Annotated in this window: 15 protein-coding genes and 1 pseudogene; 9 read left to right on the top strand and 7 right to left on the bottom strand. The window is 70.9% G+C overall.

Annotation, left to right across the window (positions count from 1 at the left end; translation table 11 throughout):
- Positions 1 to 7 precede the first annotated feature (7 nt).
- Together AB0I53_RS12305 and AB0I53_RS12300 are read right to left on the bottom strand one after the other, a co-directional pair.
- Positions 8 to 844, bottom strand: a complete 837-nt coding sequence (locus AB0I53_RS12305; RefSeq protein ID WP_358600598.1) for a zf-HC2 domain-containing protein — start codon at positions 842 to 844, stop codon at positions 8 to 10.
- Positions 841 to 1,380 (bottom strand): sigma-70 family RNA polymerase sigma factor, encoded by a 540-nt coding sequence (locus AB0I53_RS12300; RefSeq protein WP_358600596.1) that lies wholly within the window; start codon positions 1,378 to 1,380, stop codon positions 841 to 843. The genes AB0I53_RS12305 and AB0I53_RS12300 overlap by 4 nt, the downstream gene beginning before the upstream one ends.
- Before the next feature lie 210 nt (positions 1,381 to 1,590).
- Here AB0I53_RS12300 and AB0I53_RS12295 point away from each other — a divergent pair, with 210 nt between their 5' ends.
- The 3 genes and pseudogenes from AB0I53_RS12295 to AB0I53_RS12285 all read left to right on the top strand — a co-directional run.
- Entirely contained in the window at positions 1,591 to 1,995 is a 405-nt protein-coding gene (locus tag AB0I53_RS12295; protein WP_358600594.1) for a hypothetical protein, read from the top strand.
- A gap of 103 nt (positions 1,996 to 2,098) precedes the next feature.
- Complete coding sequence (locus AB0I53_RS12290) at positions 2,099 to 3,028, top strand: aminoglycoside phosphotransferase family protein (RefSeq protein ID WP_358600592.1); 930 nt, start codon at positions 2,099 to 2,101, stop codon at positions 3,026 to 3,028.
- Positions 3,029 to 3,073: 45 nt separating this feature from the next.
- Positions 3,074 to 3,439 (top strand): annotated as a pseudogene (locus tag AB0I53_RS12285) (Scr1 family TA system antitoxin-like transcriptional regulator); the annotation flags it as partial.
- 82 nt (positions 3,440 to 3,521) lie between these two features.
- On the opposite strand, the gene AB0I53_RS12280 reads toward AB0I53_RS12285, so the two are convergent.
- Positions 3,522 to 4,721 (bottom strand): S8 family serine peptidase, encoded by a 1,200-nt coding sequence (locus tag AB0I53_RS12280; protein WP_358600589.1) that lies wholly within the window; start codon positions 4,719 to 4,721, stop codon positions 3,522 to 3,524.
- Between the two features lie 144 nt (positions 4,722 to 4,865).
- Here AB0I53_RS12280 and AB0I53_RS12275 point away from each other — a divergent pair, with 144 nt between their 5' ends.
- Positions 4,866 to 7,730 (top strand): AAA family ATPase, encoded by a 2,865-nt coding sequence (locus AB0I53_RS12275; protein WP_358600587.1) that lies wholly within the window; start codon positions 4,866 to 4,868, stop codon positions 7,728 to 7,730.
- 242 nt (positions 7,731 to 7,972) lie between these two features.
- On the opposite strand, the gene AB0I53_RS12270 is transcribed toward AB0I53_RS12275, so the two are convergent.
- From AB0I53_RS12270 to AB0I53_RS12260, 3 genes are all read right to left on the bottom strand, one after another.
- A complete protein-coding gene (locus AB0I53_RS12270) occupies positions 7,973 to 9,148 on the bottom strand; it encodes a homoserine O-acetyltransferase (RefSeq protein WP_358600584.1) in 1,176 nt (391 codons plus the stop codon).
- On the bottom strand, positions 9,145 to 10,479 hold the full coding sequence (locus AB0I53_RS12265; protein WP_358600582.1) for a bifunctional o-acetylhomoserine/o-acetylserine sulfhydrylase: 1,335 nt from the start codon (positions 10,477 to 10,479) through the stop codon (positions 9,145 to 9,147). The genes AB0I53_RS12270 and AB0I53_RS12265 overlap by 4 nt, the downstream gene beginning before the upstream one ends.
- A gap of 549 nt (positions 10,480 to 11,028) precedes the next feature.
- Complete coding sequence (locus tag AB0I53_RS12260) at positions 11,029 to 11,622, bottom strand: helix-turn-helix domain-containing protein (protein WP_358600579.1); 594 nt, start codon at positions 11,620 to 11,622, stop codon at positions 11,029 to 11,031.
- Positions 11,623 to 11,819: 197 nt separating this feature from the next.
- Here AB0I53_RS12260 and AB0I53_RS12255 point away from each other — a divergent pair, with 197 nt between their 5' ends.
- The 5 genes from AB0I53_RS12255 (at position 11,820) to AB0I53_RS12235 (ending at position 16,079) form a co-directional block, all read left to right on the top strand.
- Positions 11,820 to 12,944 carry an NAD(P)/FAD-dependent oxidoreductase gene (locus tag AB0I53_RS12255; protein WP_358600576.1) on the top strand — a complete coding sequence of 375 codons (1,125 nt, stop codon included), beginning with the start codon at positions 11,820 to 11,822 and terminating at the stop codon, positions 12,942 to 12,944.
- Positions 12,945 to 13,260: 316 nt separating this feature from the next.
- Positions 13,261 to 13,401: a pyrroloquinoline quinone precursor peptide PqqA gene (pqqA, locus tag AB0I53_RS12250; RefSeq protein WP_358600573.1), complete on the top strand. Its 141-nt coding sequence runs from the start codon at positions 13,261 to 13,263 to the stop codon at positions 13,399 to 13,401.
- 76 nt (positions 13,402 to 13,477) lie between these two features.
- Entirely contained in the window at positions 13,478 to 13,759 is a 282-nt protein-coding gene (pqqD, locus tag AB0I53_RS12245) for a pyrroloquinoline quinone biosynthesis peptide chaperone PqqD (RefSeq protein WP_358600570.1), read from the top strand.
- Positions 13,752 to 14,843 carry a pyrroloquinoline quinone biosynthesis protein PqqE gene (gene pqqE / locus AB0I53_RS12240; protein ID WP_358600567.1) on the top strand — a complete coding sequence of 364 codons (1,092 nt, stop codon included), beginning with the start codon at positions 13,752 to 13,754 and terminating at the stop codon, positions 14,841 to 14,843. The genes pqqD and pqqE overlap by 8 nt, the downstream gene beginning before the upstream one ends.
- Positions 14,844 to 14,864: 21 nt before the next feature.
- Positions 14,865 to 16,079, top strand: coding sequence for an MFS transporter (locus AB0I53_RS12235; RefSeq protein WP_358600564.1), 1,215 nt, complete (start codon positions 14,865 to 14,867; stop codon positions 16,077 to 16,079).
- 254 nt (positions 16,080 to 16,333) lie between these two features.
- On the opposite strand, the gene lexA is transcribed toward AB0I53_RS12235, so the two are convergent.
- The gene (lexA, locus tag AB0I53_RS12230) at positions 16,334 to 16,996 is read right to left on the bottom strand and encodes a transcriptional repressor LexA (RefSeq protein ID WP_358381128.1); all 663 of its coding nucleotides are present in this window, start codon (positions 16,994 to 16,996) and stop codon (positions 16,334 to 16,336) included.
- Positions 16,997 to 17,019: the final 23 nt, after the last annotated feature.

The raw sequence follows: 17,019 nt of genomic DNA, 5'->3' as shown, positions 1-17,019 counted from the left end.
CCTGTGTTCACTGGCTGCCGAGCCAGGCATAGGCGCGCGAGCGCGCCGCCAGCACCACCGCGCCGACCACGAGAGCCGCGCCCCAGATCGGGGTGGCCGACGGCTCCAGCGGGAGCGGCGAACCGGCCGCGAACAGGCTCGGCAGGATGACCGCCCCGGCCCACAGCGCGATGAGCCCGAACGCCGCCCTGGCGATTCCGACGAAGCTGCCGAGCGCCAGCGATCCCACCGTGAAGGCCAGGCAGGGCAGCAACCACCGGGCCGGGGACGTGCCCGCCGCCCAGCCCACCACCAGCAGCAACGGGATGACCACGACCAGCACGGCCGCGGTGCGACGCAGCACCAGCTCCACTCCCCCGCGCGCGGCACCGGCCAGCACTTCGTGAGCCGGATCCAGCCCGCGCGACCAGGCCGCCGCCACGCACGACAGCGGCGCCACCGGAGCGAGCAGCAGCACCATGGACGGGTAACCCTCGCGCAGCAACGGGGTCCAGGCGTCGACCGCGAGGGCCAGCAGGAGCATGAGCGCGGTCATCCCGAACCATGGCAGCATCACCGGCGAGGCCCAGGCGTGCAGGTGCCGCAGCCACCGGTTCCCGGCGGGCTGCGGCGCGCTCGCGGCCACCGCGGGATCCAGCTCGGCCCACACGCCCTCCAGCAGCGCCGTCACGTCACCGGCGTGCTCCGCGACGCCGGATGCAAGCTGTTCCCGGCACGCCGCGCACGACTCCAGATGAGCCTCCACCGCCCAGGTCTCGTCGACCGTCAGCGCGGGATCGTCGCAGACGTAGCGCCGCACCAATTCGGCCGCGATGTGATCGCCATCGTGTTCGCGTGCCCTCATGACAGCGCCTCCCGCATCGCAATCCGCGCCCGTCGGGCGCGGGTCTTCACCGTTCCTTCGGGAACACCGAGCAGCAGCGCGGTTTCCCGGACCGACAGCCCGTCCAGCACCATCGCCTGCAGCACCTGCCGCAGCTCCGGAGCCAACCGCTGGAGCGCGTCGCCCACCGTTCCGCCGACCTCGCTCGCCAACGCGTCGTCCTCGGCGGCGGGAACGCTCGCCGCCTCCGCGGTGACCGCGGGCACCCGCGCATGCCGGGCCTGCCGCCGGAAACCGTCCACGAGGCGGCGCGCGGCGATGGTCCACAGCCAGCCCACGGCGGTGCCGTTCACGGCGTCTCCCGCGAACGCCCCGCCGGCGCGCCACACGGCGAGGTAGGTCTCCTGCATCACCTCGGCGACGAGCTGCTGGTCCGCGCACCTGCGGCGCAGCCGCACCGCCAGCCAAGGCGACGTGCGCCGGTACAGCTCCTCGAAGGCTGCGCGGTCGCCTCTCGCGATGCGACGTACCAGCTGCGCTTCGTCCAGCGAAGCCATCGGCACCCCGTTTCCTCTCACGCCCGGGAAGACGACGCTGGCACACCCGACGGTTCTTCGAGTGGCTTAGATCACAGTTTGGCGGCGGGAGAACCCGGCCCGGTTACCGCCACGACTTACGGCCAGATCCTGCCGGAGCGACACCACTCCGGCGGGACGACCGAAACCAATCGAGTCCTAACAGGACGAAAATCGCGGAAGGGTGCTGTCGTGCTGAAGAAGACCTCCATCACCGCAATCGGACTTACCGTCGCAGCGGGCGCGATCACCGCTACCAGCAGCGGAGCGTTCGCCGCGCCCGAGCCCGGCGCGAACACCGAACCCGTCCCGCCCAAAGGGGCCAGGGCGCAGGTCCAGGTCACGCCGAATCCCGTGTGGCGGGGCCAGGAAGTGACCATCACCGGCGACTGCGGCGGCGGAACCGGTCTCAAGGCCGTCCTCAGCGGCTACTCGGAAACGACGCCGGTGCTGGAAGACGTGCGCATCGTCGACGACAACCCCGCCTCGTTCATCGCGAAGGGCCGGCTGAGCGAGCGCGTGGGCAACGGCGTGGGCCCGGTCTTCGTCGACTGCGGCGGAGAAGCCGGAGTCACCCTCGTCGTCACCCACGCCTGACGACCCGCGACGCCGCAAGCAGCCGACACCGCTTGCGGCGTCGCGCCCGTTCCGCCCGTACATTGGTCGGCGGAAAGTCCTGCTTCCGAAGGGAAATCCCGACATGCGCGCATCCGACGTCCCGGACACCTTGCTGGCGTCCCACAACGGGAACGAGGCGGGGAGGGCCTGGATCGCCGCGTTGCCCGGTCAGGTCGCCGAGTACCTGGAGAAGTGGAACCTCTCTCCCGATGGGGAGTTGGCCGCCGGGGAGGCCTCGCTGGTGGTGCCCGTGCTCCGGGCGGACGGGGAACGCGCGGTGCTGAGATTCCAGATGCCGAAGGAGGAAACCAGGGCCGCGCTCCTCGGTTTGGGGATCTGGGACGGCAACGGGATCGTGCGGCTCCTCGACCACGATCCGGCGAACTGCACGATGCTGCTGGAACGCCTGGACGGCTCGCGCACCCTGGCCTCCGTCGCGGACGACGACGTGGCGATGGGCATCCTCGCCGAGCTGCTGCGCCGGCTGACGGCCGTGCCCGCGCCGGAGGGATTGCGGGGGCTCGGCGAGATCGCCACCGAGATGCTCGACCAGGTGCCCAATGCGGTTTCCGCGCTGACCGACGCGGCCGATCAACGGCTGCTGCGCTCGTGCGCCGCCGCGCTCGCCGACCTGGTCGACGAGCCCGGCGACCGGCTGCTGCACTGGGATCTGCACTACGGCAACGTTCTCGCGGGCGAGCGGGAACCGTGGCTGGCGATCGACCCGGAGCCGTTGGCGGGCGACCCCGGGTTCGACCTGTGGCCCGCCCTGGACAGCGAGTGGGACGCGGTGGTGGCCACCGGAGACCCGATCCGCGTCGTGCACCGGCGGTTCGACCTGCTCACCGAAGCGCTCGGCCTGGACCGGGAGCGCGCGGCGGGCTGGACCCTCGGGCGCGTGCTGCAGAACAGCCTGTGGGACGTCGAAGACGGAGCCACCTCGCTGGCCCCGAGCCAGGTCGCCATGGCGCAGGCCATGCTCAAACGCCCGAAGCGTGCAACGTCCCGCTAACACCGAGGAAGGCCCCGCCGAAGCGCGGCGCCTTCCGACGTTGCGGTTCGCGTGCTGCCGAGCAGCGTGCCGGACAATCCGCTGCTTGGCGGCGGGCTGATCACGCTTGACTTCGGGACATCAGCGCCGAGAATCGCGTTCGTCCCGGCTCTCTACGGGCCATCGACATACCACGATCAAGAAGCGGACACTGCACCCATGTTCCGGGCGTTCGCGGCGGTAGAAAGGCTTACGCTGGCCGAAGAACCGTCTCGGATGCTGCTGATCGAGAAGCTGAGGGAGTTCGGTTCGGTTCTGCGTACCCGTGAGCGCTTTGGGGCGCTATGGCACCCCAAAACACTCACGGCACTTGACCAGCGGCAACGCGCGCCTTTCGCGATTCGGATGATGCTGGATCACCTCAATCACTAGCGGGCCACATCAGGGCTCCGCTATGCGAAAACGGGGGAAGGCCCCGCCTGCAGTCGGGGCCTTCCGTTTTCACCGGTCGGTATCAGTAAGCGGCGCCGCCGCTGATGAAGCCGACGTGCAGCAGGCGGTTCGTCGAGCCGGGGCCCGGGTTCCGCACCGCGTTCTGGGTTCCGTTGTTCACCAGCGCGTCACGCACCTGCGCGGGCGTCGCCGACGGGTTCGCCGTCAGGTACAGCGCGACCGCGCCCGCCACGTGCGGGGTGGCCATCGACGTGCCGCTCATGCCGCCCGCGCCGCCGCCGTTGAGGGTGGACGTGATGTCGGTGCCCGGCGCGAAGATGTCGGTGCAGCGGCCGTAGTTGGAGAACGTCGACCGGCTGTCCTGCCGGTCGGTGGCGTTGACCGTGATCGCCTCCGGCACGCGGGCCGGCGTCGAGCTGCAGGCGTCGGTGTTGGAATTCCCGGACGCCACGGCGAAGGTGACGCCGCTCTGGATCGCCCTCCGCACCGCGTTGTCGGTCGCGGTGTCACCGCCACCGCCGAGGCTCATGTTCGCCACCGCGGGCTTGGTGGCGTTGCGGGCCACCCAGTCGATGCCGGAGATGATCTGGGAGTACTGACCCGAACCCTGGCAGTCGAGCACGCGGACGGCGACCAGCTTCACCTGCTTCGCCACGCCGTACGTCTTCGAGCCGACGGTCCCGGCCACGTGCGTGCCGTGGCCCTGGCAGTCGGAGGCGTCGGCGTCGTTGTCGATGAAGTCACGGCCGTCCCTGACGCGGCCCTCGAAGTCGGGGTGCCGCTTGTCCACGCCGGTGTCGAGGATGTAGGCCGTCGCCCCCGACCCGGTGTTCGGGTAGGTGTAGGTGCGGTCGAGCGGCAGGTTGTTCTGGTCGATGCGGTCGATGCCCCAGGTGGCGTTCTGCTGGGTGCCGGTGATCCGGGCGACGCCGTCCTGTTGCACGTACGCGACCGCCGGGTCGCTGGCCAGCCGCTTGGCCGAGGCCTCGTCGAGCTTCGCCGCGAAGCCGCGGATGGTCGAGGTGTAGGTGGCGGTCGTGGTGCCCCCGTACTGCGCGACGAGGCGGGCGGTGGTGCTCGTGGTCGAGGCCGCGCTCGCGTTCAGGTCCTTCAGCACCACGATGTAGCTGCCGGCAACCGGGTTGGCGGCGGGGAGGATCGTGCCGGTCGGGGCGGCGGTGGCCGGTGCGGCGGTCAGCGCCGCGGCCAGCACGCCCGCGCCGAGCGCGGTGGTCAGCCGGATCTTGCGTCCTTGTCGCATGTCGGGTGCTCCCTCTTAAGTTGTGGCTGCCATACGGAGGTAGTGACGCACAGCCAGTTCCGACACGATCGGCTGATGTCCTAATGATGATCAATCCGTATTTCATTACGTAGGGGTACTTGTCTTTCGGCGAGTGGAGAGCACATGGCACGCACCCGGCGCCCCGTTCGCCCGCAGATCCGGACCAGCTCACCCGTGCTGGTCGGGCGCGCCGAGCAGCTCGCATCGCTGCAGGCAGTGGCCGTGCTGCACCCGGCCGTGGTGCTGATCGAGGGCGAGGCCGGGGTCGGCAAGAGCCGGCTGCTGACCGAGGTGCTCGCCGGCGAGCTCGGACCAGCCACGTCGCTCATCGGGTACTGCCGTCAGGTAGGTGAACCGTTCCCGTACGGCGCGGTTCTGGAGGCGCTGCGTGGCGCGAGGCCCGCGCGCCGGCCGGAGCTGAGCCCGGTCACCGGCGTCCTCGGCCCGCTGCTCCCGGAGATCGCCGAGCACCTGCCGCCGGCGCCGGACCCGCTCGGCGACCCGCGCGCGGAGCGGCACCGGTTGTTCCGCGCGGTGCGCGAGCTGGTCGGCGCGCTGGGCCCGGTGCTGCTCGCCATCGAGGACCTGCAGTGGGCCGACGACGGCACCCGGCAGCTGGTGCGGTTCCTGATGAGCGACCCGCCGCCGAACCTGACGATCGTGGTGACCTACCGGCGCGAGGACGTGCCCGGCGGCCTGCCGCTGGGCGGCGCGTACCGGCCGCCCAACGGCGTGGTCAGCGTGGTGCTGGCGCTGAGCCCGCTCGGCGTCGACGACGTCCGCGCGCTGACCGAGGCGATCCTCGGCGAGAAGCAGGTGTCCGCGGAGTTCGCCGCCCGGCTGCACGAATGCACGGCCGGAGTCCCGTTCGTCGTCGAAGAAACGTTGCGGGCGCTGCGCAACACCGTCGGCACGGTGCGCACCGACGGCGCCGCCGCCCGCCGGCTGCTCGACGCGGTCGAGGTGCCGGTGCTGCTGCGGGATGCGATGGCCGAACGGCTTGCCGTGCTGCCGACCGCGGCGACCAGGCTCGTCGAGACGGCCGCGGTGCTCGGCGCGCCCGCTACGGAAGGACTGCTCGGCGCGGTCGCCGGCGTCCCGGAGCCACGGCTGCGCACCGCGCTGACGCACGCGTTGAGCGGACACGTGCTGCACGAGCTGGACGGCGGTTACGGCTTTCGGCATTCGCTGGCCAGGAAAGCCGTGTACGACACCATCGGCGGCCCCGATCGCGCGCATCTGCACGCGCGCGCGATCGACGTGCTGGCCGGCGTCGAGCCCAAACCGCTGAAGCAGCTCGCCGAGCACAGCGAGCGCGCCGGCCGGGTGTCGGAGTGGCTTTCCTACGGGGAGGCGGCCGCCGACCGGGCCGCCGAGATCGGCGACGCGGCGACCGCCACCGAGCTGCTGCAGCGGCTGCTGAAGGAACCGGAGCTGCCCGCCGAGCACGTCGACCGGCTCGCGATCAAGCTCGGGCAGATCGCGCACACCGGCCTGGACCAGCACGATCCGACCGAGACGCTGGAACGCCTGCTCAGCGACCGGCGGCTGTCCACGTCGGCGCGCGGCGAGGTGCGGCTGTACCGGGGGCTGCTGTTGCTGCGGCAGGCCGGTGGGCTGGTGGAGGCCCGGTCGGAGGTCGAACGGGCGATCAACGAGCTGTCGGAGCGCCCAGACCTGGCCGCGCGCGGCACCGCGGTGCTGGCGATGCCCTACGTCGGGCAGACCTCGCTCGACGAGATCCGGCCGTGGCTCGCGCGGCTCACCGAGTACCGGTCGAAGGCCGATGACGAACTGCGGTTGTCGTTGCAGGCCAACGAATTCGGCTCCCGCATGCACCTCGGCGACGCCACCGTGCTCGCCTCGCTCGACGAGCTGCCGGAGGAGGTGGCGACGGTCGGCGAGCAGCGCCACCTCGCGCGGCTGCGCTGCAACCTGGCCGACGCGTGCGAGTGGACCGGGCACCTGCGGATCGCCGACGAGCTGCTGCGCGGCGGCCTTCGGATCGCCACCCGCTGCGGCGCCCCGTTCGTGATCAGCACGGCCCGGGCCACCCGGACCCGGCTGGACTGGCTGGCCGGCGAATGGGCCGGGCTCGACGAGCGGGCGCGCCGGATGCTCGACGAGTACCGGGACCTGTTCCCGGTGGTCAGCGAGCTGAGCCTGGTGCTGGGTTCGCTCGCGGCGGCTCGCGGCGAGTGGGCGACCGCGACGAGCCACCTCACCGAAACGGGCGCCTTCGCCCCGGACGAGGCGATCAGCCCGGTCGCGATCGCCGGCTGCGCGGGGCTGGCCTGGACCCTGCTGTCCCAGGACGAGCCGGCGAAGGCGTGCGCGGACGTCGAACGCGGGCTGGACATCCTGCGGCGCAAGGGGGTCTGGGCGTGGAGCGGCGAGCTGGGCCCGGTCGCGGTCGCGGTGTACCTGGCGGCGGACCGCGAAGCGGACGCGGTGCGGCTGGTGGACGAGATCGCCGCGGGAATCGCGGGTCTGAGCGTGCCGCTCGCGGTGGCGGCGCTGGCTCAGTGCCGCGGTCGGCTGGCCGAACACCGGGGAGACCTGCCCGCGGCGGTGGCGCACTACCGCGCCGCGATCGCGCACTACGAGGAACTGCCGGTGCCCTACTACGCGGCGATGGTCGCCGAACGAGCGGCCGCGTGCCTGCTGCCCACCGATCCGGGACCGGCGAGCGAAGAGCTGTCCGCGCTGGTCGACGTGTTCGACCGCCTCGGAGCCACGCGCGACGCGGCCAGGTGCCGCCACCTGCTGCGCGGCGCGGGCGGCGGCAAGCCCTCCCGCCGGGGCCGCCGTGGTTACGGCGACGAGCTCTCGCCGCGCGAGGAGGAGGTGGCCCGGCTGCTCGCCTGCGGCCACACGAACCGCGAGATCGCCGAAATCCTGTTCCTCTCGCCGCGCACCGTCGAACAGCACGCCGCCAGGGTGCTGCGAAAGCTCGGCGTCAGCTCTCGCGAGCAGTTGAAGAACTAGCGCCGTATCCCGCAATGAGCGGTCCGACACCGGAAGGGCGCAATTTCGCGAGAAATCGACGTTCATCCGGGTGACGGTCAATTTCTCGCGAAATTGACCACCACCTGCTCAAACGCACCGCGGCGATCACATCGCGTGACAGCTTCCGTCACCCTGAGATAGCGCAATTTCTCGTGAAATTGGCACCTCCCCGAGTTGCCGCCTGGTGATCAGGAGCCCGGTCGAGGCTCGTGGGCAAGGCGTCAGCCCGCCGGTTGCAGCCGTGCCGGTCCGCGATCCGGCAGCAGTTCGCGGACCAGCTCGGCGACCTGTGCGGTCTCGATGAGGAACCCGTCGTGGCCGTGCGGCGAGGCGATGGTGCGCAGCGGCCCGGCGCCGGGAGTTCCCTCGGCGAGACGGCGCTGCTGGTGCAGCGGGAAGAGGCGGTCGCTGTCGACACCGGCGACGCAGGTCCGGGCCCGGATCCGGCTCAGCGCCGCCTCGACTCCACCTCTCCCCCGGCCCACGTCGTGCCCGGACATCGCCTGGGCCAGCGTCACGTAGCTGGCCGCGTCGAACCGCCGCACCAGCTTGTCGGCGTGGTGGTCCAAATAGGACTCGACGGCGTATCGGCCGCCGCGCCGCGGGTGTTCGCCGTCCTGGTGGTCGGTGCCGAAGCGGTCCTGCAGCTCCTGCGGGCTGCGGTAGGTGATGTGCGCGATCCGCCGGGCAACGCCCAGCCCGGCGTGCGGACCGCGACCGGCAGGCAGGTCGTGGTAGTGGCCGCCCAGCCAGTCCGGATCCGAGCGGATCGCCTGGATCTGCGCCGAGGACCAGGCGATCTGCTCCGCCGAGGCCACGGCGCAGCAGCTCAGCAGCAGCGCCGCCGACACCCGGTCCGGGTAGGTGACGGCCCATTCCAGCGCGCGCATCCCGCCGAACGAGCCACCGATCACCGCCGCCCACACCCGCACCCCAAGCTCGTCGGCGAGTTGTGCTTCCGCACGAACCGTGTCCCGCACGGTGATAGCGGGAAACCTGCCGCCCCAAGGCCTTCCGTCGGGCGCGGCGCCAGCCGGGCCGGTGCTTCCCTGGCAGCCGCCGATCGCGTTCGGGGCGACGACGAACCACCGATCGGTGTCGAGCGCCCGGCCGGGCCCCACGAGCGCGTCCCACCAGCCCGGGCTCGGGTGGCCGTCACCGGCCGGACCGGCGACGTGGCTGTCGCCGGTCAGTGCGTGCAGCACCAGCACCGCGTTCGAGGCATCGCGGTTGAGACGCCCCCAGGTCTCGTAGGCCAGGCTGGCCGCCGGGAGTTCGCCGCCGGCTTCCAGCCGCAGCGGCTCGCGCAGGCGCAGCCACCGGCGCCGACCGCCCGGGCTCCCTTCCCGCCACGCCCCGGTGGCGGGAAGGGAGCCGGTCGCCTGCGGTCCGCTCATCGCTCCAGCTCGGCCTTGGCCGCGCGGAAGCCGGCTTCGAGGTCGGCCTTGAGGTCCTCGACGGCTTCGATGCCCACCGATAGCCGGACGAGACCCGGCGTGACACCGGCGAGCAGCTGGTCCTGCTCGCTGAGCTGGCTGTGCGTGGTGCTCGCCGGGTGCGCGATGAGGCTGCGCACGTCGCCGATGTTCACCAGGTGGCTGAACAGCTGCACGCCGTCGACGAATGCGCGCCCGGCGGACGTGCCTCCACGAAGTTCGAACGACACGACGGCGCCCGCGCCGCGAGGCAGGTACTTCTGTCCGGCGTCGTACCACCGGCTGGAGGTGAGACCGGCGTAGTGCACCGATTCGACCTCGTCGCGCTCGCTGAGCCATTCGGCGAGGATCTGCGCGTTGCGCGTGTGCCGCTCGATCCGCAGCGACAGCGTTTCCAGTCCCTGCAACAGGAGGAAGGCGTTGAACGGCGAGATGGCGGGACCGAGGTCGCGCAGCCCCTGCACCCGCAGCTTCGCCGCGAAGGCGCCGTGGCCGAGGGCGGGCCAGTACTGCAGGCCGTGGTAGGTCGGGTCAGGTTCGACGAATCCCGGGAACCGCTCGGCGTGGGCGCCGAAGTCGAAGGTGCCGCCGTCGACGACCACGCCGCCGATGGCGGTGCCGTGGCCGCCGAGGTACTTCGTCGCCGAGTGCACGACGATGTCCGCTCCGTGCTCGATCGGCCGCTGCAGGTACGGCGTCGCGATGGTGTTGTCGACGACGAGCGGGGCTCCGGCTTCGTGCGCCGCGTCGGCGACCGCCCGCACGTCCAGCACGTTGGCGCGCGGATTGCCGAGTGTTTCGGCGAAGAACAGCTTCGTGTTCGGGCGCGCGGCGGCTCGCCAGGCGTCGAGGTCGTCGGGGTCTTCGACGAAGCTGACCTCGATGCCCAGCTTCGGCAGCGTGTGCCGGAGGAGGTTGTGGGTGCCGCCGTACAGCGAAGAGCTGGAAACCACGTGATCCCCGGCCTGCGCCAGGGTGAGGATGGTCAGCGTCTCGGCCGCCTGGCCGGACGCCAGCGCCACCGCCGCCACGCCGCCTTCCAGCGCCGCCACCCGGTTCTCGAGGGCCGCCTGGGTGGGGTTGTTGATCCGCGTGTAGATGTTGCCGGATTCGCTGAGGTTGAACAGGTTCGCGGCGTGTTCGGTGTCCCGGAAGACGTACGACGTGGTCTGGTAGATCGGCACCGCGCGCGCACCGGTCGCCGGGTCGGGCTCGGCGCCGGCATGCACCTGAAGCGTGTCGAACGACCACGAAGACTGGTCGAGGGCGGCGGAAGAAGCGTCGGAACTCATGCGTGTCTCCTGAGAAAAACGGCATGCGCCAGCCACATCACGGCGGCGCGGCCTGGAGTGATCGACGGAGGTTCCGCCGAGAAGCGTTGCGAGAAGGGCGATTCGGAGCTCCGCGGTTCCGCCGGCAGCGGGTCACGAGACCCGAGCGGAAGCGCAGAACTGCGAAATTCCCGGGCGATGGCCCGAGGAATCAGAGGATCAACACGCAGAAGTGGTCACGCGCACGTAATCGACGTGCCGGCGGATAACCAAGCGGATCATGAGCCGAAGAGTAGCGGTTCGATCGCAGCCCGCAAAACGTGTTCACCAGTTGAGACGAACGGCGCCACCAAGAACCGATCGCCGCGTTTCATCCACAATGGACCATACAGTGTTGGTTTCTCGGTGTGAGCCTTGGCAACTCCTGGAGGACCTGTCACGGCAGAAGCTGCCCGAAGCCCCTCAGGCGGGGCCCGACCGCCCAGATCTGCCCGAACTTGAGGCCGTCCACCTGTCCACGTGCTAATCACTGGGCGCGCTCCACGGGCCTGCCTGCTGCCGCGGACCATGTCAGCTGCGCTCGGATTCCTGTTCAGCAGCGCGCCAACCGTTTTCGAGCAGGTCGAACGCTGCCGCGACGGCCTCTTCGGGTTGGGGGCCGCGGGCCAGTGCGCGCGTTTGCAGCGCGAAATGCGCCAGGGCGGCGCACCTGGGATCGTCGCCGGCGCATCCCGCCTGTTCCGCGATCGCGGCGGCGAGCGCGGCTCGGTGGCGCATCCACATTCGGTCGGCGTAGGAGCGCAACGCATTGCTGGACTCGCTGAGCGCCACGAACGACGCCCACCGCGGATCGCCGCGGACCCGCTCGACAGCCTCCAGCACGTACCGGCGCAGCGCGGCCGGGATGGATTCGCCGGGCGCGCGGTCCCGGACGACCGCGACGAGCTCGGCCTCGTGGTCGACGTCCTCGTCGAAGACCAGCGCTTCCTTGCCGGGGAAGTGCTTGAACAGCGTCGTCGTCGACACGTCGGCGGCGTCGGCGATCTCGCGAACGCTGACCTGGTCGAAGCCGCGCAGGAGGAACAGCTCCATGGCGGCGTCGGCCAGGGCCTGACGGGTGGCCGCCTTCTTCCGCTCCCGCCGCCCCATCGCGCTTTCGGTCATGCCACGAACACTACCCGAGAGTGCAACAGTGCAAAAAGTTGAACTGTTGCACTTTTATACTCGATGTGGTGTTCTTCAACTGGAGCCGCGCAGCGCGACGCTCGAACCTCTGATCCGCGCCGTCCGCGGCACTCCCCGATCCGCCGACGCAGCCACTGCGCACCCACACGCATCGCACACCAGTACGGAGACCGACCATGACCACGCCCCACCCGCGCATCGCCATCATCGGCGCCGGGCCCGCAGGGCTCACCGCCGCTCGCATCCTGCAACGAGCCGGCCTCACCCCCACCGTCTACGAACGCGACGCCTCCGCGCACGCCCGTGACCAGGGCGGCACCCTGGACATGCAGAAGGACACCGGCCAGGCGGCACTCGCCGCGGCCGGGCTGCTCGAGGACTTCCTGAAGATCGCCCGGCCAGAAGGCCAGGAAATGCGCGCCGCCGACAAGCACGCCACGGTCCTCATGCGACGGGTCCCCGACGAAGGCGACATGCACAGCCCCGAAATAGACCGCGGCGACCTGCGCGAACTCCTGCTCGGTTCCCTGGCGCCGGGAACGATCCGCTACGACAGCGTTCTCGACCACGCCACGCCGGCCGGCGGCGGGCGCCACCGGCTCCACTTCCGCGACGGGCACACCGCGGAGGCCGATCTCCTCATCGGCGCCGACGGCGCGTGGTCCAGGGTCCGCCCACTCGTCTCACCGGCCACGCCGTTCTACGAAGGCGTCATGTTCGTCGAGATCCAGATCAGCGACGCCGACTCCCACACCGGCATCTCCGAACTCGTCGGCCCCGGGTCCATGTTCGCCACCTCCGACGACAAAGGCCTGTTCGCACAACGCAACGCGCGCAACAACATCCGCGTCTACATCATCTTCCGCGACGACCTCGGCTGGACCGCCCGGCGCGGCATCGACGCCGCGAACCCCGCCGCCGTGCGCACCGCGCTGCTCGACATGTTCCACGACTGGGCACCCGGCCTGCGCTCCATGCTGACCAGTTGCGACGACTCCTTCATCAGCCGCCCCATGTACGCGCTGCCGATCCCGCACGCCTGGGGCACCGTTCCCGGCGTGACGCTCCTCGGCGACGCCGCGCACCTCATGTCACCGATCTCCGGGCTCGGCGCCAACACGGCGATGCTCGACGGCGCCGACCTCGCCCGAGCCGTCATCGACTCCCCCGATCTCGCCACCGCCGTGGCCGGCTACGAAGCAACCATGCTGCCGCGCGCCGCCGCCAACGCCCATGACGCCCACGCAGGGCTGCACAGCGTGATCTCCAACGACGCACCCGATTTCTCCGACATACCCTGACCGACACGATCACCGTCACCGCGGGTGCCCTCAAGGAAACCTGGCGCCTGCACGAGCACCGTTGATGACCTGCCGATTTCGGTTTCTTGTGCCCTTACGGAGGCCGTCGGCGCGGGGCTATCCTGCACCTGCGGTGGGTCCCGCGCGGCGGGGACGTGTTGGGGGCCCAGGCGAGGTCGGGGGGCGTGTCGATCGCGGTTGGCGCCGCCGGCACTGGACATCGCGTCCGCCTCGGCCATGCTCGGAGCACGCCTGCAGCCCAGTCGACGGTCGCCGCCCGGGGACGCGCTCGTCCGCGGAGATGGAGGTGCCAGTCATGAAATCAGATGCTGCTCGGTCCGCTCTTATCGAATGGGAGCCCCCAGAGTTCGACGAAGTCGAATGGGAGACGCCTGAGTTCGAAGAAGTCGCGTGCGCCTCAGAGGTCACGATGTACGTCTCGCGGCTGGAGGACTAGGCGCGGTGGGACGACCGGCAGTCGATGCACGGGCGCCGGAAGCCCGGCGCCCGGCCATCAGCGCTGCGAGACCGCGATGAGCACGGCGGTGCGCCCGTCGAGCCGGCCGAGGCTGGCGGCGCACGTGCGCCTGGGGTTCGAGCGGTCTCGCAAGCGGTACATGCTGCTGGGGCCGGAGTCGGTAACGGTCCTGAACACGACGGGCGCGGCCATCCTCGACCTGTGCGACGGGCAGCGGACGGTCGCCGAGATCGTGGCGAAGCTGAGCTCCCGCTACGACCACGTGGCCGACGACGAGGTGGCGCAGTTCCTCACCCGCCTCGCCGTCAAGCGGTACGTGGAGGCCGACGATGACTAGACCGTTCGGTTTGCTGGCCGAGCTCACCTACGCGTGCCCGCTGCACTGCCCGTACTGCTCCAACCCGCTCAACCTGGCCGACTACGGCGACGAGCTGACCACGGCGGAGTGGCAGCGGGTGCTGACCGAGGCCCGCGAGCTCGGCGTGGTGCAGCTGCACCTCTCCGGCGGTGAGCCGCTCCAGCGCCGGGACCTGGTGGAGATCGTGCGCATCGCCGGCGAGCTGGACCTGTACACCAACCTCATCACCAGCGCGATCGGCCTGTCGCCGCGCCGGGCGGAGCAGCTTCGGGCCGCCGGCCTCGACCACGTGCAGATCAGCGTCCAGGCCTACGAGGCGGCCCTGTCCGACCGCATCGCCGGCACTCCTTCGTTCGAGCGCAAGATCGCGGCGGCCCGGACGGTGAAGGAGATGGGCTGGCCGCTGACGGTGAACGTCGTCCTGCACCGGCAGAACATCGACCGGATCCCCGACATCATCGCGTTGGTCGAGTGGCTGGACGCCGACCGCATCGAGCTCGCCAACACCCAGTACTACGGCTGGGCCCTGCACAACCGCGCCGCGCTGCTGCCCAGCAGGAAGCAGGTCGAACGGGCGGAGGAAGTCGTGCGCGCCGCGCGGAAACGCCTGGAGGGGCGGGCGGAGCTCCTCTACATCCTCCCCGACTACTACCTCGACTACCCCAAGCCCTGCATGGGCGGGTGGGGGAAGCTGCAGCTCACCGTGGTGCCCAACGGCGATGCCCTGCCCTGCCCCGCCGCCCACTCGCTGCCGCTGCCGCGCGTGAACGTGCGCGAGAAGTCGCTGGCGTGGATCTGGGACGAATCGCCGCTGTTCCAGCGCTTCCGCGGCACCGACTGGATGCCCGAGCCGTGCCGCAGCTGCCCGCGACGCGAGATCGACTTCGGCGGCTGCCGTTGCCAGGCGTTCCTGCTCACCGGCGACGCGGCCCGCACGGACCCGGTCTGCATCCTCTCGCCGGACCACGAGATCGTGGCCGAGGTCGTGCGAGCCGCCAACGCGGAGACCAGGCCGGTCGCGGAAGTGCTCGCGCCGCGCCCGCATCCCCGCGACACCCGGTAGGAACCGGACGAGCCCAGCGCGATGCCAGCGGCGGAGCACGACCGGATCACGGTGCGGGCGCTGCTCGCGCGGCCGGTCTACCGGCGGTGGTGGGCCGCCGCGGTGATATCGCGCGCCGGGGACGTCCTGGCCGGCGTGACGCTGCTCCTGCTGGTGCTGGACCGCACGGGCTCCGGAACGGGCGTGGCCGGCGTGGTGATCGCCGACGTCCTGCCCGTGCTGCTGTTCGCTCCCCTGGCCGGCATCGTCGTCGACCGCTGGCCCCGGCGCCGGGTCATGATCGCGGCGGATCTGGTTCGCATGGCACTCGCCGCGACGCTGCCCCTGGTCGATGCGCACGTGCTCGCGATCTATGCGATCGCGTTCGCGCTCTCCGCCGGCACGGTGTTCTTCAACCCCGCCGCCAACAGCCTGCTACCCGCGCTGGTCGGCGAGCGCGAGCTCGTCGCCGCCAACTCCGGCATCTGGACCACCGCCGTCATCGCCCAGATCGCGCTCGCACCGCTGGCCGGAGTGCTCGCCGCAGCAGCCGGCTTCGCCGTCGCCTTCTGGGTCAACGCCGCCTCCTTCGCCGCCAGTGCCGTGCTGCTCACCGGCTTGACGGTGCCCGGTCACCGCGCCGCCGCGATCACTCGCGGCTGGCTGCGCGACTCCCTCGACGGCGCGCGCCTGCTCGTCGCCGATCGGTTGCTGCGGGCGCTGGCCGCCGCTCAGCTGCTCGCCGCGCTGTCGGCCGGGGCCATCAGCGCCCTGCTCGTCGTCCTCGCCCGGGAGCAGCTCGGCCTCGGCCCGCAGGGTTTCGGGTGGCTGCTGGCGGCTATCGCCGTCGGCGCCGTCGCCGGTCCCTTCCTGCTGACCCGGACCTTGCGCGGCCGCGTCGGCCCGAACGTCGTGTTCGCCTCGTTCGGGCTGCGCGGCCTGGTCAACGTGCTGCTGGCCGTGACGACATGGCCCGTTCTGGCCGCCGCGTCGCTGCTGCTCTACGGCCTGGGCACCTCGACGGGAACCATCGCCTTCACCAGCCTGGTGCAGACCCACGCCGACGAGACGGTGCGGGGGCGCGTCTTCGCCGCGCTGGACTCGCTGTTCCAGGCGGGCAGGCTCGTGAGCCTCCTCCTCGGCGGTCTCCTGGCCGACGCGCTCGGCATCACCGCCGTCTACCTCTTCGGCTCCGCGCTGCTGCTCGCCGCAGCGGCGAGCGGCTTCGCCCTCGCCCGGGATCCCCGCCCGCGATGAACGCGCCGGAGTCATAGAGGCTGGTCTTAGGGTCGTGGTGTGAGGTGTGGTGACGCGGGGTTTTGTCTTTGAAGCGGCGCAGCCGCTTGGCCCACCCTCGCAACTCGCACCGCCGCGGGTTCTCAGGTGTCTTCTCGCGAGGACAGCCCCGACGTGGTGAATTGGCATTCATGATGTCGGGGATCCCACAGCGAGAAGGCACCTGAGGTTCCGCCACCCGCACCGCCACCCAAAACGAGGTTGGAAAAACCTCATTAGACGCTGCGCAGCACCGAGACGACCGTGCCCAGCACGGCGGCCTTGTCGCCGTCGATGACCTCGTAAGCCGGGTTGCGCGGTTCGAGGTACACGTGGCCGTTGCGGCGGCGGTACACCTTGACGGTGGCCTCGTCGTCGATCATCGCGGCGACGATCTGTCCGGAGTGGGCCTCGGATTGCTGGCGCACCACGACGATGTCGCCATCGCAGATCGCGGCGTCGATCATCGAGTCACCGCGCACCCGGAGGCCGAAGACGTTGCCGCGCCCGGTGAGTTCGCGGGGCAACGTCAGCACGTCGTCGACGTGCTCCACCGCCGAGATGGGAGTTCCGGCGGCGATGTCGCCGACCACCGGCACGGGCACGGAGTGCTCGGCGGACTCCCGTGTGGAGGGTTCCCGGAGGAATGCGCGCACGTCGATCGGCCGGGACATCGTGTTGCTGCGCCGGAGGAAACCCTTCTCCTCCAGGCTCGCCAGGTGCTTCGACACCGACGAGGACGACCGCAGGCCGACGGCATCGCCGATCTGCCGAGTGCTCGGCGAATACCCGTGCCGTATCACCCAATCCCGGATGGTGACCAGGATTCGCTGCTGCCGCAGCGGCAGGGTCGAGGGGTCCAGGTGCTCGAACACGTCGAGATCGTCGTAGGCGGCCACCCACGGAATGGTAGAGGTGGACG

It is taken from the genome of Saccharopolyspora sp. NPDC050389 (genome assembly GCF_040655595.1).
Taxonomy (GTDB): Bacteria; Actinomycetota; Actinomycetes; order Mycobacteriales; family Pseudonocardiaceae; genus Saccharopolyspora.
The sequence above is the reverse complement of the archived record's forward strand: the minus strand, read 5'-3'. Positions and strand labels throughout refer to the sequence as shown.

Bases quoted from the DNA above. Each gene is read 5' to 3' on its own strand.
- AB0I53_RS12305 (WP_358600598.1), bottom strand. From the start codon at position 844: ATGAGGGCACGCGAACACGATGGCGATCACATCGCGGCCGAATTGGTG.
- AB0I53_RS12300 (WP_358600596.1), bottom strand. From the start codon at position 1,380: ATGGCTTCGCTGGACGAAGCGCAGCTGGTACGTCGCATCGCGAGAGGC.
- AB0I53_RS12290 (WP_358600592.1), top strand. From the start codon at position 2,099: ATGCGCGCATCCGACGTCCCGGACACCTTGCTGGCGTCCCACAACGGG.
- AB0I53_RS12280 (WP_358600589.1), bottom strand. From the start codon at position 4,721: ATGCGACAAGGACGCAAGATCCGGCTGACCACCGCGCTCGGCGCGGGC.
- AB0I53_RS12275 (WP_358600587.1), top strand. From the start codon at position 4,866: ATGGCACGCACCCGGCGCCCCGTTCGCCCGCAGATCCGGACCAGCTCA.
- AB0I53_RS12270 (WP_358600584.1), bottom strand. From the start codon at position 9,148: ATGAGCGGACCGCAGGCGACCGGCTCCCTTCCCGCCACCGGGGCGTGG.
- AB0I53_RS12265 (WP_358600582.1), bottom strand. From the start codon at position 10,479: ATGAGTTCCGACGCTTCTTCCGCCGCCCTCGACCAGTCTTCGTGGTCG.
- AB0I53_RS12260 (WP_358600579.1), bottom strand. From the start codon at position 11,622: ATGACCGAAAGCGCGATGGGGCGGCGGGAGCGGAAGAAGGCGGCCACC.
- AB0I53_RS12255 (WP_358600576.1), top strand. From the start codon at position 11,820: ATGACCACGCCCCACCCGCGCATCGCCATCATCGGCGCCGGGCCCGCA.
- pqqA (WP_358600573.1), top strand. From the start codon at position 13,261: ATGAAATCAGATGCTGCTCGGTCCGCTCTTATCGAATGGGAGCCCCCA.
- pqqD (WP_358600570.1), top strand. From the start codon at position 13,478: ATGAGCACGGCGGTGCGCCCGTCGAGCCGGCCGAGGCTGGCGGCGCAC.
- pqqE (WP_358600567.1), top strand. From the start codon at position 13,752: ATGACTAGACCGTTCGGTTTGCTGGCCGAGCTCACCTACGCGTGCCCG.
- AB0I53_RS12235 (WP_358600564.1), top strand. From the start codon at position 14,865: ATGCCAGCGGCGGAGCACGACCGGATCACGGTGCGGGCGCTGCTCGCG.